The following is a 26,266-nucleotide window of genomic DNA, read 5'->3' as shown; positions in this document are numbered from 1 at the left end:
ATAGAAGGAGGATATAATTAAATTGACGATGATTATGTATGAAGTTGAAGGAAATGTAGCGTATTTAACCATTAAAAGTCCACCCGCAAATGCATTATCACGGGGTCTTCTAAAAGACCTAAGTGAACAGCTTAACCGAATCGAACAAGAAAATCGTGTAAAAGCTGTTGTGTTAAAAGGGGATGGTAGGTTTTTCTCCGCGGGAGCTGATATTAAGGAATTTACCGATTTACAGAACGCATCCGATTATGCATCACTTGCAACAAATGGTCAGCGTGTCTTCAGTCGAATGGAACAGTTCCCTGTACCGATTATTGCTGCTATTCATGGTGCTGCATTAGGTGGAGGGTTAGAACTGGCAATGGCTTGCCATATCCGTATTGTAACAGAAAATACGAAACTTGGGTTACCTGAAGTGAACCTTGGGATTATACCTGGTTTTGCAGGTACACAGCGATTGCCTAGATATGTAGGTGCAGCAAAAGCATATGAAATGATACTTACTGGTGAACCAATTAGTGGAAGTCAGGCAGCTGCATGGGGTCTCGCGAATAGCGTTGTCGCTGAAGAAGAGCTTTTAAGTGAAGCTACGAAACTAGCAAACAAGATTGCGGCTAAAAGTAAACCAGCTATTCAGCATATCATGCATCTTGTTTCCGTAGCTAAAACAGAGGCATTTTCCAAAGGGGAAGAAGAAGAAGCTAATGCTTTTTCGCAAGTTTTTGGAAATGAGGATGCGCGAGAAGGGATTCAAGCATTTTTAGAAAAGCGTCAAGCTAATTTTAAAGATAAATAAGATAATATTTAAATTGATTAGGAGGATACTAGATGAATATTTACGTACTTTTAAAGAAGACCTTCGATACTGAAGAAAAAATTAGTGTAGCTGGCGGAACAATTGAAGATGAAGGTGCTGAATTCATTATTAACCCTTACGATGAGTATGCGGTTGAAGAGGCAATTACACAGCGTGATGCTCATGGAGGGGAAGTAACTGTTGTGACAGTCGGAGATGAAGACTCTGAAAAACAGTTACGCACAGCCTTAGCGATGGGAGCAGACAAAGCAGTACTAATTAATACAGAAGAAGACTTGGATGAAGGAGATTCTTTTACAACTGTTAAAATTTTAGAGGCGTACTTTGAAGATAAAGAAGTAGATTTAATTTTAGCAGGAAACGTGGCAATTGATGAAGCAAGTGGACAGGTTGGTCCACGATTAGCTGAATTACTTGGGTTTCCATATGTTACAACCATTACTAATTTGGATATCAAAGATGAAACAGTTACGATTGAAAAAGATGTAGAGGGTGATGTAGAGATTATTGAAACAAGCTTGCCTTTATTAGTAACTTGTCAGCAAGGCTTAAACGAACCTCGCTATCCATCACTTCCAGGAATTATGAAAGCAAAGAAAAAGCCGTTGGAAGAGCTTGAAATTGATGATTTAGATTTAGATGAAGAAGATGTGGAAGCGAAAACGAAAACAATCGATATCTATTTACCACCTGAAAAGGAAGCTGGAAGAGTACTAGAAGGCGAAATCTCAGATCAAGTTAGTGAATTAGTTTCCTTACTTAAAAACGAAAAGAAAGTGCTGTAAAGAAAAAATAACGAGTTTAAAAACGATAAAATGGACCGAGGTCTGCTAAATTTGAAACGTCATTGGACTGAGATTACTCAGCCCGATTTACACTGGACGTGATGACTTCGACGTTTAACAGGGACGTATCGGTTCTTAGTCGAAAATCTCTTGTGCAGATGTGTTAATTTACAGGACTTTTTGAACAACTTCCTTTATGGATGAAAGGGGAAATGACATGAGTGATAAATATATAGTAATTAGTGAAGTGAGAGATGGAGAATTGCGTCATGTATCATTTGAAGCAATTGCGGCAGCGAAAGAAATTAATGCTGATGCTGAAATCGTTGGTGTAGTTGTTGGTGATGGAAGTTTGGAAAGTTTGGCAAAAGAACTTATTTATTATGGTGCAGATCGAGTAATAAGTGTTTCTCATGAAAAACTGAAAACGTATACATCTGAAGGCTATGGGCAGTCGATAATGGCAATTATTAATGATGAAAATCCAACCGGTATCATTATGGGGCATACTTCGATTGGGAAGGATTTATCACCGAAATTAGCGAGCAAATTAGAGACAGGACTTATTTCAGATGCTGTTGCAATTGAAAAGGACGATGATCAGCCTGTATTTATTCGTCCAATTTATTCAGGGAAAGCTTTTGAAAAGAAGATTATTACAAACGGAATTACTTTTGTGACGATTCGACCGAATAATATTTCCGCATTAGAAAAAGATGAATCCCGTTCAGGAGATATAGAGACAAAAAACGTTGATATAGCAGATATCCGAACCATCGTAAAAGATGTCGTTCGTAAAGCTTCTAAGGGAGTAGACTTATCAGAAGCAAATGTAATTATTGCTGGCGGCCGGGGTGTTAAAAGCGAAGATGGATTTAAGCCATTATATGAGCTTGCAGAGGTGTTAGGTGGAGCAGTCGGTGCATCACGTGGGGCATGTGATGCAGAGTATTGTGATTACGCTTTACAAATTGGGCAGACTGGAAAAGTTGTAACACCAGATCTCTATATTGCAGTTGGAATTTCAGGCGCTATCCAGCATCTAGCCGGGATGTCTAACTCCAAAGTAATTGTAGCAATTAACAAAGATCCAGAAGCAAATATCTTCAATATTGCTGACTATGGAATTGTTGGTGATCTATTTGAAGTTATTCCGTTACTGATTGAGGAATTTAAGAAAGTGAAATAATCAATTGGATCTGGTGATAATATTCATCAGGTCCCTATTTTTTATCACGTATTAAGAGGCTGTAATACCCCCCATTTCTATACGTAACGGAATCCAAAAGTAGTGAAAGAGGGAGGAAACAATCCGTAAATCCCTAATGAATGAAGTTTCACGTTATAATATGAAGCAAACTATTAGGAAGTATATACATCAGGTGATATACTCATAATAAGATTTATTCAATCTTGAGTTTTTATTAGGAGGTATATAATAATGGCAATTAAAAATGTATCAGATCAGAACTTCGCACAAGAAACTTCTAAGGGGCTTGTTTTAGCTGACTTTTGGGCACCATGGTGTGGACCGTGTAAAATGATCGCTCCAGTTCTGGAAGAAATAGATGGAGAAATGGAAGAAAAAGTACAAATCGTTAAGCTTGATGTGGACGAAAACCAAGAGACTGCTGGTAAATTCGGTGTAATGAGTATCCCTACACTATTACTGTTCAAAGATGGCAACGTAGTGGACCAAGTAGTAGGTTTCCAACCAAAAGAAGCTTTAGTAGACTTAATTAACAAACACGCGTAAAACGTGTATAATGAAATTAGAACAAATCCCTTGTTACGAATGTGACAAGGGATTTGTTCTAAAGAAAAAGGGGATACTTAAAGGATTTGAATGCAGATGAATGAGACAATAAAGGGTAAATTGGCTATATTGCCAGCACAGCCGGGTTGTTATTTGATGAAGGATAGGCATGGAATCATTATTTATGTTGGAAAGTCAAAGATGTTGAAAAATCGTGTTCGCTCTTATTTCAGAGGTGCGAATGACCAGAAAACACAACGTCTTGTACAAGAAATAGAGGATTTTGAGTACTTTGTAACTTCTTCTGAGATCGAAGCACTTATACTAGAGATGAACTTGATTAAAAAATATGACCCAAAATATAATGTGATGCTAAAGGATGATAAATCTTATCCATATTTGAAAATCACATCGGAAAGACATCCGCGCTTGCTCATTACACGTAAAGTTAAAAAGGATAAAGGCAAGTATTTCGGACCGTATCCAAATGTTTTGGCAGCAAGAGAAACAAAGAAATTACTGGATCGACTTTATCCGTTAAGAAAATGTAATAACCCACCAGGACGCCCTTGTTTATATTATCATATGCACCAATGCAAGGCGTGCAGCGAGAACCCCCCGTCAAAAGAGGAATATCAGTCCATTGTTCAAGAAATTGCTTCCTTTCTGCAAGGGGGATACAAAGAAATTAAATCAAACATAATGGCGAAGATGTATGAGGCTAGTGAACAGCTTCAGTTTGAACGTGCAAAGGAACTGCGTGATCAAATTCAGCATATTGAAGTCGTAATGGAACAACAGAAAATGACAATGAATGATCAAGTTGATCGAGATGTTTTTGGATACAGCTATAACAAAGGCTGGATGTGCATTCAAGTATTTTTTGTGAGACAAGGAAAGCTGCTTGAAAGAGATGTGACGATTTTCCCATTCTTTGATGAACATGAGGAGACTTTCATTAGCTTTGTTGGTAGATTTTATCTACATGAAAACCATTTAAAACCAAAGCAAATACTAGTGCCTATTGGTACACAAGATGAACTACTGCATAAGCTACTTGAAATCGACGTGCATACCCCATTGCGTGGAAGAAAAAAAGAACTGGTGCAGCTAGCTATGAAAAATGCAGAAATTGCGCTAGAGGAAAAATTTCTATTAATTGAACAGGATGAAGAAAGAACGATTCAGGCGGTTGAGAAGTTAGGGGAGAGACTTCACATTGAAACGCCGCGTCGTATTGAAGCTTTTGATAATTCCAATATTCAAGGGACAGATCCAGTATCAGCGATGATCGTGTTTGAAGATGGAAAACCAAATAAAAAAGCGTATCGCAAATATAAAATTAGAGATGTAAAAGGTCCAGACGATTATGAAACAATGCGAGAAGTAATCCGAAGAAGGTATACAAGAGTACTGAAAGAAAACCTGCCACTGCCCGATTTGGTGATTGTTGACGGTGGAAAGGGTCAAATGTCAGCAGCTCTGGATGTACTGGAAAATGAGCTTGGTCTTGATATACCGCTCGCAGGACTAGCTAAGGATGATAAGCATAAAACAAGTGAATTGCTTTACGGAGATCCTCCAATTATGGTACCGCTGGAACGTCAATCTCAGGAATTCTACCTTGTGCAGCGTATTCAAGATGAAGTGCACCGGTTTGCTATCACATTCCATCGCCAGCTTCGTGGTAAAAACTTATTCCAATCGGAGCTAGATAAAATACCTGGAGTTGGAGAGAAGCGAAGAAAGTTATTGCTAACGCATTTTAAATCGGTGAATGAAATTCGGAACGCGAAAATAATGGATATTACAAAACTTGGCATACCTAGCAACATAGCAGAAATCGTAATTAATCACTTGAATAAAGAAGATTAAAAGAAAGGCAGGAGCATGTTTCGTAAATGCTCCTGCCTTTCTTTTGTGGATCCACACAATGCTGGTAAAATTATATTTTATGTAGTCTAGTTTGTTATAAAAACAGAAAATTCAATTTGGTGAATACGTTTGTTAATCTCTTCCACACATTCGCACTCAATTCCTTCTACTTGTTGAATGGCTTCTGCCAAAAATCCAGCTTCAAAGCGAAAGTCCACATTGAAAGGTGCATTTAACCGTAAAACAACGGAGTCGGATAGTAAGTGGAATACAAATACTTTTTTATTTTGTTTCATGAGATCCAATGTTCCCCAGCCAAGCTTGTCGAACAAGTATACAATGTCATCAAGTGTCGTTATTTCAAACTTACGTGCGAGATTTCTTCCCATAAAATATAGTATTGGTTCTGTATCTTGTCCAAGTAAATCAGGTAAGCTTACATATCTTAGGATGTCGTAGCCAGCCCCTGGTGTGTTTAATTCTTCAAGATGTGACAAATTTAATGGTTGATGCTTGTTTGACATCCTTTTCATCCTTTCCAACAAATCCAAAATAGTTTCCTTTCTCACATAAAGTACGATCAGAAGAACTACTCATATTATCTATTTAAATTGATAAAAAAACAAGTCATGTCATTCATTTTTTTCTTATTCTCAATTAAAAAAACAAGGATCTTTCCTTTGTTTTATTAAGGATATGTAAACTTATTTAACTAGAAGTCTGGGTTTCTATTCTATTCTAATTGAGAATCTAGTTTTCTTGACGCTTTTTGTAGTTAGAAGTACAATAAATGTGTTACGAATTTGTGCTATTTTATAAAGTCTGCCTTTTTCAAATAAAAGCGCTTCATTACTTTGTGGATAGCTACATATTATCTTATATTATTGAACGAGACTAAGGGGGGTAAACATGGCAGAGCATCGTGAGTTTTTTTACAGAAGATTGCATTCGTTATTAGGTGTTGTTCCAATCGGCCTTTTTATGGTTCAGCATTTAGTAATCAATCATTTTGCTGTGTATGGAGAAGAGAGTTTTAATCGGGCAGCAGGATTTATGGCAGGGCTTCCATTTGTATTGCTTTTGGAGATATTTGTCATTTATCTACCAATTTTGTTTCACGCAATCTTAGGGGTATATATTGTTTTTGTTGCACGAAACAATACGAGAACTTATGGCTTCTTCCGTAACTGGATGTTTAGGCTACAGCGAATCACTGGTATTGTAACACTTGTTTTCATTGCATGGCATGTATGGGAAACACGAGTGCAAATCGGCTTAGGTAATGTAGACCTTGATTACAGCTTGATGGAAGGGATTTTAACAAATCCATTCATGTTTTGGTTCTACGTTATTGGTGTAGTTTCCGCAGTATTTCACTTTGCTAATGGTTTATGGAGCTTTTTGGTTACATGGGGCATTACGCAGTCACCAAAATCGCAGAAGATTGCTACATATGCAGTAATTGTTGTCTTTTTTGCAATCAGCTATCTCGGTGTTAGAACATTGATTCAATTTGCGTACGGAGTTTAATAGAACAACCTCTAGAAAGAGAATAGGAGTGAGCTAACAAAATGAATAATCGTAAAGTCGCTGTTGTCGGCGGTGGATTAGCTGGATTAATGGCTACCATAAAAGCAGCCGAGGCAGGCGTAAAAGTAGATGTATTTTCTATCGTTCCTGTTAAACGCTCTCACTCTGTGTGTGCTCAAGGTGGTATTAATGGCGCTGTTAATACGAAGGGAGAAGGAGATTCTCCGATGATCCACTTTGACGACAGTATTTATGGTGGGGATTTTCTAGCAAACCAGCCACCAGTAAAAGCAATGTGTGAGGCAGCACCTGGAATTATACATATGCTCGATCGTATGGGAGTTATGTTTAATCGTACACCAGAGGGGTTACTAGATTTTAGACGATTCGGTGGTACACAGCATCACAGAACAGCATATGCAGGTGCAACAACAGGGCAGCAGTTATTATATGCGCTTGATGAGCAAGTTCGTCGCTTTGAAGTAGAAGGCCTTGTAACGAAATACGAAGGCTGGGAGTTCGTAAAAGCAATACTTGATGAGAACGGTGTAAGTAGAGGGCTAGTGGCTCAGGATATTAAGACACATGAAATTAAAGCGTTTCGGTCGGATGCAACGATTTTTGCTACTGGGGGACCAGGAATTATCTTTGGTAAATCAACAAATTCCATGATTAATACAGGATCTGCAGCAAGTATTTTATATCAACAAGGAGCTAAATATGCAAATGGTGAATTTATTCAAATTCATCCGACTGCAATACCTGGTGATGATAAGCTTCGCTTGATGAGTGAATCTGCCCGTGGTGAAGGTGGTCGAGTTTGGACATATAAAGATGGTGAACCATGGTATTTCCTTGAAGAAAAATATCCAGCATATGGAAACCTTGTGCCAAGAGATATTGCAACACGTGAAATATTTGATGTATGTGTAAACCAAAAACTCGGTATTAATGGCGAAAATATGGTTTATTTGGATTTATCGCATAAGGATCCAAAAGAATTGGATATTAAACTAGGCGGAATTATTGAAATCTATGAGAAGTTTGTTGGAGAGGATCCACGTAAAGTACCGATGAAAATCTTCCCAGCAGTTCATTATTCTATGGGTGGTTTATGGGTTGACTATGATCAAATGACAAGTATTCCAGGAATATTCGCTGCAGGAGAATGTGATTATTCACAGCACGGTGGAAACCGACTTGGAGCAAACTCCCTCTTGTCTGCTATCTTCGGGGGAATGGTTGCTGGACCGAAGTCAATCGAATATATTGATAAACTTGATGTCCATGTCGATGATTTATCTGAAGAAATGTATGCTTCCTATGAAAGTGAAGAAAAAGCTAATTTTGAAGAGCTTATGAATATGGAAGGTACAGAAAATGCTTATCAAATTCATAAGGAACTCGGTGAATTGATGACAGATAATGTAACAGTAGTTCGGGAAAATGCGAAGCTCGAGAAAACTGACGAGAAAATAAAAGAGCTGCTCAAGCGCTGGAATAATATTAATATCAATGATACATCTCGTTGGAGTAACCAGGGCGTTATGTTTACACGTCAGTTGAAACATATGCTTCATCTTGCTCGTGTTATTACGATCGGTGCTTTAAATCGTAATGAGAGTCGTGGTGCACACTACAAGCCGGAATTTCCGGAACGTAATGATGAGGAATGGCTAAAAACAACAATTGCTGAATTTAACGCAGAGACCAAGTCACCGGAATTCAGCTACGAGGAAGTCGATGTATCGTTGATTAAACCTCGTAAACGTGACTACACTACAAAACACTAAGGGGGAGTAAGTAGTAATGGCTGAACAAAGTACAGTTACATTTATTATAACTAGACAAGACGGCCCGGATTCTGCTCCTTATGAGGAAACGTTTGAAATACCTTACCGGAAAAATATGAACGTTATATCCGGACTCATGGAGATAAGACAAAATCCAGTGAACGCAAAAGGGGAAAAATCAACGCCTGTTATGTGGGATATGAACTGTCTGGAAGAAGTTTGCGGGGCATGTTCCATGGTTATCAATGGAACGGCCAGGCAATCGTGTGCAGCTTTAGTGGATCAGCTCGAACAACCGATTCGTCTCGAGCCGATGTCAACATTCCCAGTTATTCGTGATTTGATTGTTGACCGGGAACGGATGTTTGATGCACTAAAACAAGTAAAAGCTTGGATTCCAATTGATGGTACACATGATTTAGGTCCTGGACCAAGAATGCCTGAAAAGAAACGCCAATGGGCTTATGAGCTTTCTAAATGTATGACGTGTGGGGTTTGCTTAGAGGCTTGCCCGAATGTTAATGACAAATCAAATTTCATTGGGCCTGCTGCAATCTCTCAAGCTCGCTTATTCAATGCGCACCCAACTGGTGAAATGAATCAAAGTGATCGTTTGAATGGATTAATGGAGGATGGCGGTATTGACGGCTGTGGAAACTCACAAAACTGTGTACAGGTTTGTCCAAAAGGTATTCCATTAACAACATCTATTGCAGCAATGAACCGTGCGACAAACATTCAAGCGTTCAAAAATTTCTTTGGAAGTGACAACGCACATTAATTACTAGGTTGATAGATTATAAATGACCCTCTCCGTATTGGTGGTGAGGGTCATTTGTTTAACCACGCGGATTTGACTCTAGGTACATTTAGATGACAAGACTTTTTTACGTGTATGTTGCAGCGCAATTGAAAGAAACTCCAAAATGATTATTTGCTTAATCTGTGGAACAATCGCCGTCCGGGATCGCTCCGGGCGGATGCTATCCGTGGGCATGGCTTCAGCCTCTTCGGAAGAAAACCACGTCCTGCGAGACTTCAGACACGTGCTGTTCCCACACAGGACAAGGAATGCTTCGACAGCTTTTACATCGCACGAATAAAATTGGTTTTTATTTTCGAGGAGTCACCGCCCTGTGCTCACCTGGACTGGTAGCGCATCGATATCGTTTTTATTAATTCCACAAGTAATAATTGGTGAGCATATACTAGCGGAGGAAATATACGTAGACTCCTGTGGGAAGAAGAGCATCGGTGAGACTACGCAGTGCGGCAGAACAAGGAGGCTCACCAGCCCCCCTTTGGATGCGCGAATTATATTTCCGGAGCGGGTAGACGCGCAATCCATTTAAATACACTAATCCATAGTTTATATCAATTTGTAACTAAAAATATGTGTAAGTTAAGTAACTACCTACTCTTTATTCTACTTATGTGTATATAGAATTTTGATAGTAACCAGCTTGGAGGGGATCGTATGAAATCGGTTAATTATATTGATAATATGGATCAATGGCGTTCTGAATTTAGCTTTTTTACACCTATAAAAGTACGTTTTTCAGAAACGGATATGTATGGACATGTAAATAATGTTTCAGCATTTATTTATTTTGAAGAAGCGCGAGTCGACTATCTTAATTCGCTGGGTATTTTTAACAATCTCAAGAGCGAAGAAGAGGCAATTATAGTAGCAGATTTGCAATGTGATTACTTGCAGCAAATGTACTTCGATGAGCGTCTTAAAATGTATGTAAAAGTAGCAACGATTGGTAATACTTCGTTCGATGTACATTACATGGCTGTAAAAGACAACGAAGAAATTGCTCTAACTGGACGAGGACGAATCGTTTACATTAATCCGCAGAAAGGTCGTCCCACTCCAATGCCTGACGAAATGAAAAAGCTTTTAGGTGAATGTCCTAATTGCGCTTATGCAAATAAGTAAGTTTTCTTTCTTATTTGCCAAACAAAATCGACTCCCCTGTAAAAGGGAAGTCGATTTTTTCAAAGCTTTAATTCCCCCATGCGAAGAAGTTCAACTACGGCTTGAGACCGCCCCTTAACTCCCAGTTTCTGCATAGCATTTGAAATATGGTTCCGGACAGTTTTTTCGGAAATAAACAATTCTTGTGCTATTTCTTTTGTTGTCTTATCCTGCACTAATAGTTCAAACACTTCTTTTTCGCGTTTGGTCAGTAATTGCTTCGGTTTATACTCGTTGTCCTTCAAATGTTACCCCCTCCTTGCTCTATAGAGCTACAGTTATGAAGGGAAATTATTTAGTCAATAATAGCTTATGAAGACCGTCAGAATCGGTGCGTACATTTAATGGAAATATCGAATTAAAATATAATGACCGGTTTTAAACAATTAAAGGCGAAAAAAGATAACGTTACCATATATATGCTTTTTTATTGAAAAAGTAATGATTAGTTCCCAATTTAGCGGATATCGTTTAATATATAATAAAGTAATCCATAAAAAGTGTTTTTTGATTAACTGACGGTTTCTTGGACAAGTAGGCATTTTCCTATGATAGGCAAAATTATTTCGTTTTGAATATACTATGCAAAGAATATATCCCTTATTTAGGGACATCATGTGATAAACTATTCGTTAAGGAAAAATCTGGGGGGTAAAACTTTGGAAAAAGAAGTATTAGAACCAGCTGAATCGATAAAAAAAATGGAGAAGCAGCTCCGTTATATATCTGGAATGATCAAACAGAATGGTCGGAAAATCTTAAATAATTATCCAATCACATCACCACAATTCGTTGCTTTGCAATGGCTGTTAGAAGAAGGTGATTTAACGATTGGAGAGCTATCCAACAAGATTAGTCTAGCCTTTAGTACAACGACAGATTTGGTTGATCGCATGGAGAAAAATGAACTTGTTGAAAGGGTACGTGATACTAACGATAGAAGGGTAGTTCGAATACATTTATTAGAAAAAGGGAAAACAATTATTCGTGAAGTAATTCTGGAAAGGCAGGATTATTTAGGCAAAGTTCTCAATAAATTCAGCGAAGATGAGAAAAATTCACTAAATCAATTGTTAGATTTCCTCTATCAGGAAATGAAAATAGTGAATGAGAAATAACAACAAAGAGGAGAAACAATTTTGGATAGAGCAATTGGTGTAATCGACTCCGGAGTTGGTGGCTTAACAGTAGTTCATGAGCTCATGCGTCAGCTGCCAAAGGAGAAGTTAATTTATTTAGGGGATACGGCAAGATGCCCATATGGGCCAAGGTCTGAAAAGGAAGTAAAGCAATTCACTTGGGAAATGGTAGAATTTTTATTAACAAAAAATATTAAAATGCTGGTAATTGCATGTAATACAGCAACGGCATTTACATTGAAAGATCTTAAGGAAAAATTGGATATTCCTGTTATTGGTGTGATTAAGCCTGGTGCAAGGGCAGCAATTAAATTTACAGAAAATAATCAAGTCGGGATTATTGGAACGGAAGGCACTGTAAAAAGTGGTGCATATGAGCTAGCTTTAAAGAAAATTAAATCTGATATTCATGTAACTGCACTAGCCTGCCCTTTATTTGTCCCGATGGTAGAAAAAGGAGTTCTTGCAGGGAACCAGGCAAGAGAAGTGGTGGAAGAATCGCTGGTTCCACTAAAACATGGTAAAGAAATGGATGTATTGATTTTAGGGTGTACCCATTACCCACTATTAAAAAATACGATACAAGAAGTGATTGGAAATCATGTAACCGTTATTTCTTCAAGTGAAGAGACTGCTAGAGAAACAAGTACCATTTTAGATGTTCATCATTTGTTGAATAAAGATGAACAATCACCTGTTCATCAATTTTATGCAACTGGTGACTTGGAAATTTTTATCGAAATTTCGAAAAGTATTTTTAAGGATTCAAACTTCCAAATGCTTACAATCAAAAAAGCGAACCTTAGTAAAAATCAGGTATTCTGAAAAAATCAGAGCCTGATTTTTTTTTGAAGAAGAAAATATCATATTTTCATTTGTGTAGAATGCGATTTGTCATCTACCCGAATATATTTTTTCTGTTATTGATTGGTCTATTTTCGTTGAGGGCTCGTATATATAATAGTACAAACCATCGTAGGAGGTAATGGCATGCATAAGCGAGCAAAGCTTTTGATTGGTACGATTAGTATTTCGGTGATTCTATCTGGCTGTTTTCAGGGAGAACAATCGATGGAAGAGATGGACCCACCTCCGAATGCTGAGGCAGTTGATAATTTGGAAAATATATCTGAGGAAGACGTTATGAATGAAGAAAATGCTGAAGGAGAAGTCGATCCGGAAGAAACAGTTGCAAGACAATTATTTTTAATTGATGCAAATGGAATGGTGGCACCTCAAACAATTGAATTGCCAAACACAAAACAAGTTGCTACCCAGGTGGTTGAATACCTTGTTAAAGGTGGTCCCGTGACCGAGATGTTACCGAATGGTTTTCAAGCTGTGTTACCTGAGGGAACAGAGGTGCTGGGGATAAATCTTCAAGAAGATGGCACAATGATTGTAGATGTATCAGAAGAATTTAAGGCATATGAGGCAGCGGATGAGCTGAAAATATTAGAATCAATTACCCACACATTGACACAATTTGAAAATGTATCAAAAGTGAAGCTTTGGATAAACGGACATCCACAAACAGAAATGCCAGTAAACGGTACGCCAATTGGTGAAGGATATTCGCGGACAAATGGTATTAACATTGCAGACACAGACACATTAGATTTACTTGAAAGCAGAGCTGTTACAATGTACTATCCTTCAGAACATGGCGAGAATCGCTATTACGTACCAGTCACACAACATATCGAAGTAACGGAGGAAAATGAATATAGCTCGATCGTTCAAGCGCTTATTGATGGACCAGGTTATAAGACAAATGTTGTTCATGTTTTTAACCCGGATACACTATTAACAAATTCGCCTGATTTAAATGATGGTATACTCGAGCTTGTTTTTAGCAAAGATATTTTACAGGATTCGGAACAAGCTGTAATTGCTGATGAAGTAATGGAAACGTTGGTAAGGACATTAACAGAACAGGAGAACGTCGAGGCAGTTGATGTGAAAGTGGAAGATGTGGACCAGCTCGTTAATGAAAATGGTGAAGAGTATACGGAACCAGTAACTAAGCAAGCATTTACTCCAACAGAGAAACTTTAATCGAAAGAGGCTGCAACTTTTGCAAGCCTCTTTCATAAATGATGGGAGATTTTTAGATTCAACATGCAAAAAGCTGAAGCTTAAACATGTTTTATGATTCAATAAGAGTAAGTAATATTAAGTGTATCAACGTGTTGCTTTTGCAAAAAATATGATAAGCTATTGTTGTAAGAGGAGGAATATTTATGAGAAATGATCAACGAGAAGTGAATAATTTAAGGCCAATAAAGATTACGAAAAACTATATTAGTCATCCTGAGGGTTCTGTCTTAATAGAGGTTGGAAATACGAAGGTAATTTGTAATGCCAGTATTGAAGACCGTGTTCCTCCGTTTATGCGAGGACAAGGTAAAGGATGGATTACTGCAGAATATGCGATGCTGCCGCGAGCAACTGCCCAACGTAATATTCGTGAATCTTCAAAAGGGAAGGTAAGCGGAAGAACGATGGAAATCCAACGATTAATTGGTCGAGCGTTACGTGCAGTTGTGGATTTAGATAAAATTGGTGAACGAACAGTATGGGTAGACTGTGATGTTATTCAAGCAGATGGAGGTACACGAACGGCATCGATTACAGGAGCATTTATTGCAGTTGTGCTTGCTTTTGGAAAGCTTCTGGAAACAAAAGCAATCTCAAAAATGCCAGTACGTGACTACTTAGCAGCAATTTCTGTAGGGGTTTTACCGGATGGTAAGGAAATATTAGATTTAAATTATGAGGAAGATTTCCAAGCACATGTTGATATGAATATTGTTATGACTGGCTCTGGTGAATTTGTAGAGATCCAAGGAACTGGAGAGGAAGCAACTTTTTCAAATAAGCAGTTACAGGCGATGCTAGGACTTGCTGAAGAAGGGCTCCAGCAAATCGTTGAAGTTCAGAAAGAACTAATTGGTAATTTAGCAGATCGTATAGGAGAAACAAATCCTGCAAAATAATAGGAGATCAATGATGAAACAAATTATAATTGCGACAAAAAACCAAGGAAAAGCAAAAGAATTCAAGGATTTTTTTGCTAAGAAATCAATCGAAGCATTATCATTACTTGATTTAGACCAATCGACCCCAGATGTGGAGGAAACGGGATCAACTTTTGAGGAGAATGCTGCCTTAAAAGCGGAGCAAATTGCTACACTATTAGACATACCAGTACTTGCTGATGATTCGGGTTTAATGATTGATGCACTGGATGGGCGTCCTGGTCTTTTTTCTGCCAGATATGCTGGAGAGCCGAAAGACGACAAGGCAAACATTAATAAAGTTCTAGAAGAATTGAAAGAAGTAAGTGAAGACAAACGCACTGCGCGGTTTATTTGTGTGTTAGCTGTTGCTATTCCTGGTGAAGCAACAACCTTCCGGACCGGATATTGTGAAGGCAAAATAACCTTTTCGGAAAAGGGAGAAAATGGCTTCGGATATGACCCGATTTTCATACCAGATGGATATGAAGTAACAATGGCAGAATTGAATCCGGAAGTGAAAAATCAAATCAGTCACCGTAGAAATGCGATTATTCAGTTGGAAAAATGGATACATACGTTATAAGTAGTTTTATATGCTTGCCTTTAAACTGGAGGTGATGATTTGGCAGAAGTATTAATTTTAAGTGATAGCCATGGTCTGACAAATGAAGTTGTTGCTATAAAAGAAAGACACGATGTGAAATGGTTAATTCATTGTGGTGACTCAGAGCTGGAATTTGATTCAGAGGAACTGCAAGGATTTTACCGAGTGGGCGGTAATTGCGATTTCGATGTTCGGTACCCAGATGAACAAACAATTGAGCTTGATGGCTTAACTTTTTATATTACACATGGACATCTATACGATGTGAAAATGAACCTTATTCGTTTATCGTACCGAGCGGAAGAAGAGAGAGCGCAAGTAGTTTGCTTTGGTCATTCACATATCGCTGGAGCAGAACAAGTTGATCATAAGCTTTTTATCAATCCAGGAAGTGTCCGATTACCTAAAAATAGAATGGAAAAAACGTATGCCATTATGCAATGGGATGACCCTTCTGATATAACAATTCATTTTTATAATTTAGATGGGGAACATGTGGAAGATTTAAAACAAAGTGCATCATTATAAAATTATTTTCAGGAAGTGTCTAGACACTTCCTGAAATTTTTAGGTGGAAAGTGTTGACAAAAGATTGATTCCTGCCTATAATAATTCTTGTCCGCTAAAAACAGCGAGAACAATCTATATTATTTTACATATACAGTTAAGTAGTGCATACTTTCACAACATATTCATACTTACAGAAAAAAGATGCGGGTGTAGTTTAGTGGTAAAACCTCAGCCTTCCAAGCTGATGATGAGGGTTCGATTCCCTTCACCCGCTCCAAAACATAATTGTCCCAGTAGCTCAGCTGGATAGAGCAACAGCCTTCTAAGCTGTGGGTCGCAGGTTCGAATCCTGCCTGGGACGCTTCTTAAAAGCCTTGTAAACATTTGTTTACAAGGCTTTTTTTATTTTAAAAATTGCATAGAGAACAGTTTAAGCTACTGATTAGGTATCAATTAATATCTCCCGTAAATAATTAACGACTTTCCTATACTAAAACTTAAAAAGCAGCATTGTTCATTCTCTATCATCAGTAATATTAACTTCAACGTTTTGCTGAGAATCTACTAGATTCAATCTTCTTATCTAATAAATATTTCAATTATATTTAAATATTTATATTGACGCACCTCAATCGAACTGTGTATAATCTAAATCGTAAACATTACGAATAGTAATGATTACGAATAAGTTAAGTTGAAAAGGAGCGTGTTAGGAATGAGAACTTCATTTTCAAAAGGGTTAGGTATACTAACACTCAGTCTACTAGTATTGGTTGGTTGTCAGGAAGCTGAACCGCAAGAAGGAGTTGCAGAAGGGCATATGGATACATCCTCAAGTGCATTGCATGATCATAACAGCAGTAACGATCATCAAGTAGCCGAGGATGTTGACGTCCAGGGGGTAGCAGATCATTATCATACAGGTGATATTGTTGAATTAACAGCTGTATTTGAAGAAGAAAGCGAGTCTGATCATTGGCACTGGTACATAAGAGATAATCAGGATGCTGAATGGAATCTTATCACAGAACAAAAAGGCAGCAGTTTTAAAGGCGAGGCAAATCGTAATGGTCAGCAGATAAAGGCAGTTCTATATAATGATGAACATGAAGCCTATGTACAATCAGTACCGATAGAAATTGTCATTGATGACCATGGTAGTCATGGTCATCATCCACATGATGAACAAATCTACAATGGCTATTTTGAAGACAGCCAAGTTAAAGATCGAGAACTCTCTGATTGGGAAGGAGACTGGCAATCTGTATATCCATATCTAAAAGATGGTACATTAGATGAAGTGTTTACTTATAAATCAGAACATAATGGAGATAGAACTGCTGAAGAATATAAGCAATATTACGCACAAGGATACGAAACAGATGTTGATCGTATCATCATAGAAGAGGATACTGTAACATTCTTAAAAAGTGACAAAGAGTTAACAGGTGAATATGCCTACGATGGTTATGAGATTTTAACATATGAAGCAGGAAATAGAGGGGTTCGATATATTTTTAAATTAGCAGAAGATAGTGATGAGCTCCCTCAATTCATCCAATTCAGTGATCATAATATTTATCCTACAGATGCTGGACACTATCATCTGTATTGGGGAAATGATCGTGAAGCATTATTAGATGAAGTAGAAAACTGGCCCACTTACTATCCAAAAGATATGGATGGAGCTAGTATCGTGCACGAAATGATTGCGCATTAGAGGATAAAATGGAATAGAAGGATTGGTGCGTTGAATTGGAATTATACGCACCAATCCTTATTTAGTTTTATAGTTCCCGTATTAATTTAACTCCCATACCCAGTAAAATGTTCATTTATACCAGACGGTTTGTACAATCAAACAACTCCATATAGCAATATATTATTAGTATGGCCGGCCGATTTATACGTTATGAGGGAGGGAAAAGTATGTGTTTTTTCGATAATTTCTTTTTCGGAGATGTAAGAGGTCGCAGAGATCGTGACCGTAATCGCTCAAGATTTGTTTGCGAATGCCGAGAATTGAGGGGAGATCGTGATCGGAACCGTGACAGGGACCGTGATAGACGAGATGGATGCAGGCGCAATAGCCGTAGACGTTCTCGAAGATGTGGAGGATTTTAGAATCCTATCGTTATAAACGTTAGACCATACTTTCTTCACATTTGGATATTGTATAGAGCAAAACAGTCACCCCCCACATCTCTTAATGTATTTGATCGAACCCTCGCCAAACTCGGCGGGGGACTTTTACTAAAATTTATTCAAAAAGTGCTACTTCGTACGTATATACTTTTTCTGAATTTTTTCCGTATGATATAATATAAGTAAAGATAAGAGTTGAGGAATTTGAAGATGGACTAAATCTATAGTGTCTATAGGTTCAAAAAGTACGAATCGATTTTAATAACGATCCCTCTTTCACAATACGCGCCGTTCGACGAGCTTCTATAGAACAACAATGGTTATTCCACCTCAAACCTTTTCTTTGAAAATTGCAATCATTCACATATTCATTTATACTTAAATGAGTAAAATTATTAAGCTTCGGAGCTGATTTTTTAAAAATCGAGTATAATAGTAGCGCTTACAATTGGGCATCTAGAGTTTTATTGCTTAATTAAAATGCTGCTAAAGAGAAACCTATCATTGCAATTAGGTTTCTCTTTCTATATTGTTGTGTTTAATTTCTTTCAGTTTGGGTATTTATACAAATTAAAGAAATTCATATACTATATACTATAGAGAAAAGAGGTGAATCAATGAGTTCGAGATCAGAAAATGTAATACTCTTTCCGAAGCTTCAGAAAAGACTTGAGGAAGAAAGTTTATTTGCTTTACAAGAGAAACGCTATGAAGAGGCTTTAAGTAAGCTAAATCTTCTGTTAAGCTACCATATCGATAATCACGAAATTCTAATCGGAAAGCTAATTTGTCTAATGGAGCTAGGTCGAACAGCGGAAGCACAAGATCTATGCGAAGAATTGCTTCAATTCAGGAATGAAGATTATTATCACTATGTACATATTTACTTAACGATCCTTTTTCAGACGAATCAATATGATTTGTTAATGGAGCAGGTAGAATATGAATTTGAGAGTGGCGAGATTCCTGACTTGCTTGAGGAGCAATTTAGGCAGTTGTACGATATGAGTGAAAAAATGAAAATGGATTTAGCAGTAGAGAATAAAGGATCTATCATAGAAGAATTGTATGAAGCTATTAATCAGGATAATCATTTAGAACAATGGCGTATTGTAGATCGAATGCGGACTATGAAAGTGCAGCCTGATCGGGATGTTTCATTACTTTTAACAAATGAACATGTTCATCCTGTAATTAAAACGTCTCTTCTAATATGGTTGAAGGAAAATAATGTATCTGACGAAATAGAAATACATAAATTTAGTTTAAGCATGGGTATAGTACCTTTTGATTTAGAAGACATGAAGGACAATGACATCTATAACAAAATCCTATTTATTTTACGGGATATGGAGCAGGAAAACCCGACACTTTTTCAATTATTGAAGCAGCTTCTCTACCGCTATGTTTATGTTATTTACCCGTTTATGCCGCCCTTTGAAGAAGTTGACGAAATTGCAGAAGCGATTAAGAAAATAGGAAAGCAGTATTTACATATACCTACAAATAGTGACGAAGAAGTATCAGAAGCAATAGCACGAATTATGAAAGAGATTAGTATGTGTGATTCTTTATACTTAAGTATAATCGAAGAATAGATTAACGAAGCAGTAAATGCTTGAAAGCCGTACGAATTATGTTATAATGAGATGGTTGCAAATTCGAATATAACTATCATTCACACATTAGATTATGAAAATTGATTGATACAATAGATTTTGGAGGGATTTTGAATGACAGCAAAATGGGAAAAACAAGAAGGTAACAAAGGACAGTTAACGTTTGAAGTACCTGCTGAGGAATTTAATCTAGCATTGGACAAAGCGTTTAAAAAAGTATCTAAGGATGTACAAATTCCTGGTTTCCGTAAAGGGAAAATTCCACGCGGAATGTTTGAAAAACGTTTTGGTGTAGAGTCACTTTATCAGGATGCGGTAGATATCGTATTACCTGAGGCATATTCAAAAGCAATTGACGAAACAGATATTTTCCCAATTGCACAACCAGAAGTAGACATTGAGCAAATCGAAAAAGGTAAAGATTTGGTATTCACTGCGATTGTTGAAGTGAAACCAGAAGTTACGTTAGGTGACTATAAAGGACTTGAAGTAGAAGAAGAGTCTGTAGAAGTTACAGATGAAGATGTTGAAAACGAAATTAATACGATCCGTGAGCGTCACGCTGAACTTGTTGTGAAAGAAGATGGAAAAGTAGAAGATGGCGATACAGCAGTTATCGACTTTGAAGGATTCTTAGATGGTGAAGCATTCGAAGGCGGTAAAGGTGAAAATCATTCACTAGAAATTGGTTCAGGTTCATTTATTCCAGGATTTGAAGAAAAATTAATTGGTAAAGAAGCAGGAGAAGAAACAGAAATCGAAATTACTTTCCCTGAAGAATACCATGCAGAAAACTTAGCTGGTAAAGATGCTGTATTTAAAGTTAAGATCCATGAAATAAAATCAAAAGAACTTCCAGAACTTGATGATGAGTTCGCTAAAGATGTTGATGACGAAGTGGAAACACTTGATGAATTGAAAAAGAAAAAACGTGAAGAGCTTGAATCACAAAGAAAACAGGATGCAGATAATAAAAAACGCGAAGCTTTAATCGGGCAAGCATCAGATAATACGGAAGTTGATATTCCAGATGCAATGGTTGAGACAGAACTTGATCAAATGCTGAGAGAATTTGAACAGCAATTACAAATGCAAGGTATGACACTTGAAATGTACGCTCAATTCTCTGGACAAGATAAAGATGCATTAAAAGAGCAAATGAAAGAAGATGCAGCAAAACGTGTTAAAACAAATCTTACACTAGAAGCAATCGTGAAAGCTGAAAACATTGAAGCATCTGATGAAGATGTAAATGCAGAGCTTGAAAAAATGGCATCTATGTATGGCGTTGAAGCTGATCAATTAGTACAAATGCTAGGTGGAAGCAATGAAACAATTAAAAACGACTTAAAAATTAGAGCGGCAATTGATTTCCTTGTGGACAACAGTAAGGTTGCAAAGTAATAACATCAAATTATTAGTAAAACAAGGTGCGATTCATATCGCACCTTGTTTTACATTATTAGAGATGTAATTGTACGTTTAAAAAAGGTGGATAAGTAGGTCCAGTGAGACTTTCGCATGTTGCGATGTGACTTCGAGAATCCCGCACTTTGATTGTCAGCCGTCCGTTGACATGGCAAAGTGTCATCTTCACTGAGATTTCTGTGTAACCTCTGTAAATAAGTGAAATTTATCTTGTGTCTACATCATATAGTAACAATAACCAAAATGCTGAAGTTAAATTTATTGACTTTTTCTGTTAAATATCCATAATAGATAAAACAAGGTAAATTTATTTTTAGTTTGTTGTTTTTGAAAATAGAATCGTCGATTTACCGTATTTAGCTTGATGGAAAAAGTATATTGTTTTGTTTTTTAAATTGTATCTGATATGATGACTATAAAAGTTGAAAGCTGAATTTATTTAGCTCGTTTAGGGGTGAAATGGTATGTTTAAATTTAATGAAGAAAAAGGACAATTGAAATGTTCATTTTGTGGTAAGAGTCAAGAACAAGTACGTAAATTAGTCGCCGGACCTGGTGTTTATATATGTGATGAATGTATTGAACTTTGTACAGAAATCGTTGAAGAAGAACTAGGTACAGACGAGGATATGGAAATGAATGAAATTCCAAAGCCAAAGGAAATCTGTAATATTCTTGATGATTATGTCATTGGCCAGGATAAAGCGAAACGTAACCTTGCAGTTGCAGTATATAATCATTACAAACGAATTAACTCAACCAAGAGCACAGATGATGTAGAAATATCAAAAAGTAATATTGCAATGATTGGACCAACAGGTAGTGGTAAAACATTGCTTGCTCAAACGCTTGCTCGTATTATTAATGTTCCGTTTGCGATGGCAGATGCGACTTCATTAACAGAAGCAGGATATGTTGGAGAAGATGTCGAGAATATTTTACTCAAACTCATTCAGTCTGCAGACTATGATGTTGAAAAGGCAGAAAAAGGAATTATTTATATAGACGAAATAGATAAAGTCGCTCGTAAATCGGAAAACCCTTCGATAACAAGAGATGTATCGGGTGAGGGTGTACAGCAAGCGTTGCTGAAAATCCTTGAAGGTACAGTTGCAAGTGTACCACCACAAGGAGGACGTAAGCATCCGCATCAAGAATTTATTCAAATTGATACGACAAATATTCTATTTATCGTTGGTGGAGCATTCGATGGAATTGACCAAGTAATTAAACGTCGTCTAGGTAAGAAAGTAATCGGTTTTGGCTCGAACGAGAAGCAGGAAGATCTGGATATGGGTGAGCTGCTTTCCAAAGTATTACCGGAGGATTTATTACGCTACGGCTTAATTCCAGAATTTATCGGGCGTATTCCAGTAATCGGAAGCTTGACGCCATTGGACGAGGATGCGCTAATTGAAATTTTAACTAAGCCGAAAAATGCACTCGTTAAACAATATCAAAAGTTATTTGATATGGATAATGTGGATTTAGAATTCGAAGATGATGCACTTATTGAAATTGCTAAAAAAGCAATTGAGCGCAAAACAGGTGCCCGTGGATTACGCTCCATTATCGAAGGGATTATTGTTGACGTAATGTTTGATCTGCCTTCTCGTGAAGATGTGGAAAAATGCATCATTACGAAAGAAACAGTTACTGACGAAAACGGGAGCCCTAAGTTGGTTTTCCATGATGGAACCGTTAAAGAAGGAAATGAAAAGCATCCGAAAGAAAGTGCATAAGCTGAGGCTGGTTGAGCAGGTACTACATTGTTAGAAAAACTAGGGCATTCGCCAGAATTTTTGGGAGTGCCTTAGTTGCACTTATGCAGTTAGTTTTTTTACTATTACTTAACTGCCTAAAAGGAACTGACTCAGTCAGCTCCTTTTTGTTTATAATTATAAACTTAGGTAATAATAAGCACAAAAGCGGAAGCGTCCGGTTAGCGACTTACGGACTGGACTGAGCCGTAGGAGATAAAGGAAACACGGCGACCGTAGGGAGTCGATGTTGACTTATCGTACGGAGGTGAGGGAAGTCTCGCTAGTCGTTGGGCGCTGAAGCTGGATGTGGCTGTTCCGGGAGTTACGATAACCTTTGTATTCTTGTTTTATTGCCTGTAAATAACGTTGAAATAAATAGAATACAGATTTAGAAATGAAACCATTTACAATAGGAAGATTTTTCTATAAACTGAAGAAATACATAATGAATTTTTTAACACGAATGGTTTAAGATAACTAATTAAATACATATTTTATGGAGGTACAAATAATGACGAAAGAAAACATTCAAGTCCCCCTCCTTCCTTTACGTGGACTACTCGTGTTTCCATCAATGGTTCTACACTTGGACGTAGGTAGAGATAAATCGATTGCTGCATTGGAAAAGGCAATGATGGACAATCAGCATATTTTCCTGGCAACCCAGAAAAAAGTGAGCTTAGATGATCCGGAACCAAGCGATATTTTTAATGTTGGTACATTGGCAAAAGTAAAACAGATGTTAAAGCTTCCAAATGGTACGATGCGTGTGCTTGTTGAGGGAATTTCGCGTGGAGAAATTCTCCGATATACGGAATCTCAAGATGAATTTTTAGTTGAAATCGAAAATTTGGAGGAAACGCATGGCGAAAAGCATGAAGAAGAAGCGTTAATGCGTTCCCTGCTTGAGCAATTTAAGCAATACATAAAGCTTTCCAGGAAGTTAACAGATGAGACCTATGCAACGGTTTCTGATATCGAGGAACCAGGTAGACTCGCAGATCTCGTCGCATCTCATTTAACGTTGAAAATAAAGGACAAACAGCAAATTTTAGAGATGATAAATGTGGCTGTTCGAATGAAGCATCTCATTAAAGTTATCTCCAACGAAAAAAAGGTTTTGGATTTAGAAAAGAAAATTGGACAACGTGTAAAAAACTCCATGGAAAAAACACAAAAGGAATATTATCTTCGTGAACAACTAAAAGCGATTCAAAAGGAGCTTGGCGATAAAGACGGCAAAACGAGTGAAGTAGATCAATTAAGGGAGAAGATTGAAAACTCCGATATGCCGGAGCATATCTTGAAGGTTGCTTTAAAAGAGTTAGGAAGATATGAAAAAGTACCACAAAGTTCTGCTGAAAGCTCTGTTATTCGTAATTACTTGGAATGGCTAATTCTCTTACCTTGGACAAAAAAAACACAAGATACAATTGAAATTAAACGTGCAGAGAAAGTGTTAAATCATGATCATTATGGTCTCGAAAAAGTAAAGGAACGAATTTTAGAGTATTTAGCTGTACAAAAGCTAACCAATACAATAAAAGGACCGATACTTTGCCTTGTAGGACCTCCGGGAGTAGGAAAAACTTCTTTAGCAAAATCAATCTCCAAGGCGATTAATCGAAATTTCGTACGTATTTCATTAGGAGGAGTTCGGGACGAAGCAGAGATACGCGGACATCGCAGAACCTATATTGGAGCAATGCCGGGTCGTATTATTCAAGGAATGAAGAAAGCTGGAACGGTTAATCCAGTATTCTTACTGGATGAAATCGATAAAATGTCAAATGATTTTCGCGGGGACCCGTCTTCCGCGATGCTTGAGGTGTTGGATCCAGAACAAAATAGTTCGTTCAGTGACCATTTTATTGAAGAAAACTATGACTTATCTAATGTGCTTTTTATTGCTACTGCAAATAACGTAAACAGTATACCTGGTCCCTTATTGGATCGTATGGAGCTTATCTCCATTGCGGGTTATACGGAGGTAGAGAAGCTGCATATTGCAAAACAGCATATACTGCCAAAGCAATTGAAGGAAAATGGATTGAAAAAAGCTAATTTACAAATCCGGGAAAACGCAATTCTTAAGCTGATTCGCAGATATACAAGAGAAGCTGGAGTTCGTGGGTTAGAAAGACAGCTGGCAAAACTATGCAGAAAAGCAGCCAAAATTATTATTTCCAAGGAAAAGGAAAAAGTAATTGTAACCGAAAAAAGCCTGGAAGATTTACTAGGGAAGCCAGTTTTTCGCTATGGCCTAATGGAGCAAGAGGATCAAGTAGGAACAGCAACAGGCTTAGCATATACATCTGCAGGTGGTGATATTCTTTCCATTGAAGTAACCCATTATCCTGGTAAAGGCAAATTAACGCTCACAGGGAAATTGGGCGGCGTAATGCAAGAATCTGCCCAAGCTGCATTTAGCTATGTACGTTCCAGAACAAAGGAATTTAATATAGAGTCCAACTTTTACGAGAAATATGATATTCATATTCACGTACCAGCAGGCGCAACGCCAAAGGATGGACCGTCTGCTGGAATAACAATAGCAACAGCTCTTGTATCATCTTTAACAGGCAGGGCAATTAGGAAAGAAGTAGGGATGACTGGGGAAATTACACTCCGTGGACGTGTGTTGCCAATTGGAGGTTTAAAAGAGAAATCATTGAGTGCACATCGAGCTGGATTAACAACCTTGATTATCCCAGAAGAAAATGAAAAAGATATAGAAAATATACCAGAAAGTGTTCGAAATGACTTAACTTTTATCACGGTGAATCACCTTGATCAAGTACTTGAGCACGCACTCGTGGAGGAGAAAAATGAAAGTAACTAACGCCGAAATCGTCATTAGTGCCGTTAGCAAGAAGCAATATCCAGGTGATATGCTACCAGAAATAGCATTAGCAGGACGCTCAAATGTAGGGAAATCGTCATTTATAAACAAGCTAATTAATCGGAAAAATTTAGCCCGTACTTCATCAAAGCCGGGGAAGACACAAACTTTAAATTTTTATAAGATTAATGAAGCCTTTTATTTCGTGGATGTACCGGGCTATGGTTATGCGAAGGTTTCAAAAAAGGAACGTGAAAAATGGGGAGGTATGATGGAGGAGTACTTTACGACAAGAGAAACATTAAAAGCCGCTATCCTTGTCACCGACCTTCGTCATGAACCAACAAAAGATGATTTGCAAATGTATAATTTTCTTAAATATCATGAGCTTCCAGTAATTATCATCGCAACGAAGCTTGATAAAATACCAAAGAATAAACGAGCACAGCATGTAAAACGAACAAAACAAACATTCGAAGTAGCACCAGATGATATTGTCATTCCATTTTCAGCTGAAACAGGTGAAGGGAAGGACGAATCATGGTCTGTCATTACCCATTATTTGAAAAACTAATGAAAAAAAATACCTTGTCTGGGATCAATCTCTGACAAGGTTTTTTGTCGTTCAGCCTAGAACTGTATTGTTCATGATC

The 26,266-nt window shown here is 37.5% G+C and carries 23 protein-coding genes and 2 tRNA genes; 23 read left to right on the top strand and 2 right to left on the bottom strand.

Features of this window, described 5'->3' with window-relative positions; translation table 11 throughout:
- Positions 1–22 precede the first annotated feature (22 nt).
- The 5 genes from NST46_RS17720 (at position 23) to uvrC (ending at position 5,233) form a co-directional block, all read left to right on the top strand.
- On the top strand, positions 23–796 hold the full coding sequence (locus tag NST46_RS17720) for an enoyl-CoA hydratase (protein ID WP_095307247.1): 774 nt from the start codon (positions 23–25) through the stop codon (positions 794–796).
- Positions 797–828: 32 nt separating this feature from the next.
- Complete coding sequence (locus tag NST46_RS17715) at positions 829–1,602, top strand: electron transfer flavoprotein subunit beta/FixA family protein (RefSeq protein ID WP_095307246.1); 774 nt, start codon at positions 829–831, stop codon at positions 1,600–1,602.
- Positions 1,603–1,819: 217 nt separating this feature from the next.
- Positions 1,820–2,791, top strand: coding sequence for an electron transfer flavoprotein subunit alpha/FixB family protein (locus tag NST46_RS17710; RefSeq protein WP_340001856.1), 972 nt, complete (start codon positions 1,820–1,822; stop codon positions 2,789–2,791).
- Positions 2,792–3,043: 252 nt separating this feature from the next.
- Entirely contained in the window at positions 3,044–3,358 is a 315-nt protein-coding gene (gene trxA / locus NST46_RS17705) for a thioredoxin (RefSeq protein ID WP_095307243.1), read from the top strand.
- 96 nt (positions 3,359–3,454) lie between these two features.
- Positions 3,455–5,233, top strand: a complete 1,779-nt coding sequence (gene uvrC / locus NST46_RS17700) for an excinuclease ABC subunit UvrC (protein WP_341137528.1) — start codon at positions 3,455–3,457, stop codon at positions 5,231–5,233.
- 86 nt (positions 5,234–5,319) lie between these two features.
- Here the strand turns inward: uvrC and NST46_RS17695 are convergent, their stop codons facing one another.
- Positions 5,320–5,757: a YslB family protein gene (locus tag NST46_RS17695; RefSeq protein WP_095307241.1), complete on the bottom strand. Its 438-nt coding sequence runs from the start codon at positions 5,755–5,757 to the stop codon at positions 5,320–5,322.
- A gap of 385 nt (positions 5,758–6,142) precedes the next feature.
- Between NST46_RS17695 and NST46_RS17690 the strand changes: the two genes are divergently transcribed.
- The 4 genes from NST46_RS17690 to NST46_RS17675 all read left to right on the top strand — a co-directional run bounded on the left by NST46_RS17690 (position 6,143) and on the right by NST46_RS17675 (position 10,501).
- Positions 6,143–6,763 (top strand): succinate dehydrogenase cytochrome b558 subunit, encoded by a 621-nt coding sequence (locus NST46_RS17690; RefSeq protein ID WP_095307239.1) that lies wholly within the window; start codon positions 6,143–6,145, stop codon positions 6,761–6,763.
- A gap of 41 nt (positions 6,764–6,804) precedes the next feature.
- Positions 6,805–8,556: a succinate dehydrogenase flavoprotein subunit gene (sdhA, locus tag NST46_RS17685; protein ID WP_095307238.1), complete on the top strand. Its 1,752-nt coding sequence runs from the start codon at positions 6,805–6,807 to the stop codon at positions 8,554–8,556.
- A gap of 16 nt (positions 8,557–8,572) precedes the next feature.
- On the top strand, positions 8,573–9,337 hold the full coding sequence (gene sdhB, locus NST46_RS17680; protein ID WP_095307236.1) for a succinate dehydrogenase iron-sulfur subunit: 765 nt from the start codon (positions 8,573–8,575) through the stop codon (positions 9,335–9,337).
- 696 nt (positions 9,338–10,033) lie between these two features.
- Positions 10,034–10,501, top strand: a complete 468-nt coding sequence (locus NST46_RS17675; RefSeq protein ID WP_251661408.1) for an acyl-CoA thioesterase — start codon at positions 10,034–10,036, stop codon at positions 10,499–10,501.
- A gap of 59 nt (positions 10,502–10,560) precedes the next feature.
- On the opposite strand, the gene NST46_RS17670 is transcribed toward NST46_RS17675, so the two are convergent.
- Positions 10,561–10,785, bottom strand: a complete 225-nt coding sequence (locus NST46_RS17670) for a helix-turn-helix domain-containing protein (protein WP_010651078.1) — start codon at positions 10,783–10,785, stop codon at positions 10,561–10,563.
- 456 nt (positions 10,786–11,241) lie between these two features.
- Between NST46_RS17670 and NST46_RS17665 the strand changes: the two genes are divergently transcribed.
- The 14 genes from NST46_RS17665 to yihA all read left to right on the top strand — a co-directional run bounded on the left by NST46_RS17665 (position 11,242) and on the right by yihA (position 26,187).
- Positions 11,242–11,658 carry a MarR family winged helix-turn-helix transcriptional regulator gene (locus tag NST46_RS17665; protein ID WP_445321743.1) on the top strand — a complete coding sequence of 139 codons (417 nt, stop codon included), beginning with the start codon at positions 11,242–11,244 and terminating at the stop codon, positions 11,656–11,658.
- A 21-nt stretch (positions 11,659–11,679) separates the two neighbouring features.
- A complete protein-coding gene (racE, locus tag NST46_RS17660) occupies positions 11,680–12,504 on the top strand; it encodes a glutamate racemase (protein ID WP_095307232.1) in 825 nt (274 codons plus the stop codon).
- Between the two features lie 165 nt (positions 12,505–12,669).
- The gene (locus NST46_RS17655; protein WP_095307230.1) at positions 12,670–13,737 is read left to right on the top strand and encodes a GerMN domain-containing protein; all 1,068 of its coding nucleotides are present in this window, start codon (positions 12,670–12,672) and stop codon (positions 13,735–13,737) included.
- A 185-nt stretch (positions 13,738–13,922) separates the two neighbouring features.
- Positions 13,923–14,678 (top strand): ribonuclease PH, encoded by a 756-nt coding sequence (gene rph / locus NST46_RS17650; protein WP_095307229.1) that lies wholly within the window; start codon positions 13,923–13,925, stop codon positions 14,676–14,678.
- 13 nt (positions 14,679–14,691) lie between these two features.
- Positions 14,692–15,285 carry an XTP/dITP diphosphatase gene (locus NST46_RS17645; protein ID WP_095307225.1) on the top strand — a complete coding sequence of 198 codons (594 nt, stop codon included), beginning with the start codon at positions 14,692–14,694 and terminating at the stop codon, positions 15,283–15,285.
- Positions 15,286–15,324: 39 nt separating this feature from the next.
- The gene (locus tag NST46_RS17640; RefSeq protein ID WP_095307224.1) at positions 15,325–15,834 is read left to right on the top strand and encodes a metallophosphoesterase; all 510 of its coding nucleotides are present in this window, start codon (positions 15,325–15,327) and stop codon (positions 15,832–15,834) included.
- A gap of 185 nt (positions 15,835–16,019) precedes the next feature.
- Positions 16,020–16,093 (top strand) — tRNA-Gly (locus NST46_RS17635).
- A gap of 10 nt (positions 16,094–16,103) precedes the next feature.
- Positions 16,104–16,177: transfer RNA gene (locus tag NST46_RS17630), tRNA-Arg, on the top strand.
- A 354-nt stretch (positions 16,178–16,531) separates the two neighbouring features.
- Positions 16,532–17,536: a metal-binding protein ZinT gene (locus NST46_RS17625; RefSeq protein ID WP_341137526.1), complete on the top strand. Its 1,005-nt coding sequence runs from the start codon at positions 16,532–16,534 to the stop codon at positions 17,534–17,536.
- Between the two features lie 1,042 nt (positions 17,537–18,578).
- The gene (locus NST46_RS17620; RefSeq protein ID WP_095307221.1) at positions 18,579–19,559 is read left to right on the top strand and encodes a tetratricopeptide repeat protein; all 981 of its coding nucleotides are present in this window, start codon (positions 18,579–18,581) and stop codon (positions 19,557–19,559) included.
- Between the two features lie 135 nt (positions 19,560–19,694).
- On the top strand, positions 19,695–20,984 hold the full coding sequence (gene tig / locus NST46_RS17615; RefSeq protein ID WP_095307220.1) for a trigger factor: 1,290 nt from the start codon (positions 19,695–19,697) through the stop codon (positions 20,982–20,984).
- A gap of 488 nt (positions 20,985–21,472) precedes the next feature.
- Positions 21,473–22,750, top strand: coding sequence for an ATP-dependent protease ATP-binding subunit ClpX (gene clpX, locus NST46_RS17610; protein WP_095307219.1), 1,278 nt, complete (start codon positions 21,473–21,475; stop codon positions 22,748–22,750).
- Positions 22,751–23,282: 532 nt separating this feature from the next.
- Complete coding sequence (gene lon / locus NST46_RS17605; protein WP_341137525.1) at positions 23,283–25,613, top strand: endopeptidase La; 2,331 nt, start codon at positions 23,283–23,285, stop codon at positions 25,611–25,613.
- Positions 25,600–26,187: a ribosome biogenesis GTP-binding protein YihA/YsxC gene (gene yihA, locus NST46_RS17600; RefSeq protein ID WP_303447378.1), complete on the top strand. Its 588-nt coding sequence runs from the start codon at positions 25,600–25,602 to the stop codon at positions 26,185–26,187. Before lon ends, yihA begins: the two co-directional genes overlap by 14 nt.
- Positions 26,188–26,266: the final 79 nt, after the last annotated feature.

The organism is Oceanobacillus sp. FSL W7-1309, assembly GCF_038002145.1.
GTDB lineage: Bacteria > Bacillota > Bacilli > Bacillales > Amphibacillaceae > Oceanobacillus > Oceanobacillus profundus.
The sequence above is the reverse complement of the archived record's forward strand: the minus strand, read 5'-3'. Positions and strand labels throughout refer to the sequence as shown.

Coding starts and splice junctions, on each gene's coding strand:
- NST46_RS17625 (WP_341137526.1), top strand. CDS start 16,532: ATGAGAACTTCATTTTCAAAAGGGTTAGGTATACTAACACTCAGTCTA.
- sdhB (WP_095307236.1), top strand. CDS start 8,573: ATGGCTGAACAAAGTACAGTTACATTTATTATAACTAGACAAGACGGC.
- trxA (WP_095307243.1), top strand. CDS start 3,044: ATGGCAATTAAAAATGTATCAGATCAGAACTTCGCACAAGAAACTTCT.
- uvrC (WP_341137528.1), top strand. CDS start 3,455: ATGAATGAGACAATAAAGGGTAAATTGGCTATATTGCCAGCACAGCCG.
- NST46_RS17645 (WP_095307225.1), top strand. CDS start 14,692: ATGAAACAAATTATAATTGCGACAAAAAACCAAGGAAAAGCAAAAGAA.
- NST46_RS17675 (WP_251661408.1), top strand. CDS start 10,034: ATGAAATCGGTTAATTATATTGATAATATGGATCAATGGCGTTCTGAA.
- NST46_RS17620 (WP_095307221.1), top strand. CDS start 18,579: ATGAGTTCGAGATCAGAAAATGTAATACTCTTTCCGAAGCTTCAGAAA.
- NST46_RS17715 (WP_095307246.1), top strand. CDS start 829: ATGAATATTTACGTACTTTTAAAGAAGACCTTCGATACTGAAGAAAAA.
- NST46_RS17695 (WP_095307241.1), bottom strand. CDS start 5,757: ATGTCAAACAAGCATCAACCATTAAATTTGTCACATCTTGAAGAATTA.
- NST46_RS17665 (WP_445321743.1), top strand. CDS start 11,242: ATGGAGAAGCAGCTCCGTTATATATCTGGAATGATCAAACAGAATGGT.
- clpX (WP_095307219.1), top strand. CDS start 21,473: ATGTTTAAATTTAATGAAGAAAAAGGACAATTGAAATGTTCATTTTGT.
- tig (WP_095307220.1), top strand. CDS start 19,695: ATGACAGCAAAATGGGAAAAACAAGAAGGTAACAAAGGACAGTTAACG.
- sdhA (WP_095307238.1), top strand. CDS start 6,805: ATGAATAATCGTAAAGTCGCTGTTGTCGGCGGTGGATTAGCTGGATTA.
- yihA (WP_303447378.1), top strand. CDS start 25,600: ATGAAAGTAACTAACGCCGAAATCGTCATTAGTGCCGTTAGCAAGAAG.
- NST46_RS17710 (WP_340001856.1), top strand. CDS start 1,820: ATGAGTGATAAATATATAGTAATTAGTGAAGTGAGAGATGGAGAATTG.
- NST46_RS17690 (WP_095307239.1), top strand. CDS start 6,143: ATGGCAGAGCATCGTGAGTTTTTTTACAGAAGATTGCATTCGTTATTA.
- lon (WP_341137525.1), top strand. CDS start 23,283: ATGACGAAAGAAAACATTCAAGTCCCCCTCCTTCCTTTACGTGGACTA.
- NST46_RS17655 (WP_095307230.1), top strand. CDS start 12,670: ATGCATAAGCGAGCAAAGCTTTTGATTGGTACGATTAGTATTTCGGTG.
- rph (WP_095307229.1), top strand. CDS start 13,923: ATGAGAAATGATCAACGAGAAGTGAATAATTTAAGGCCAATAAAGATT.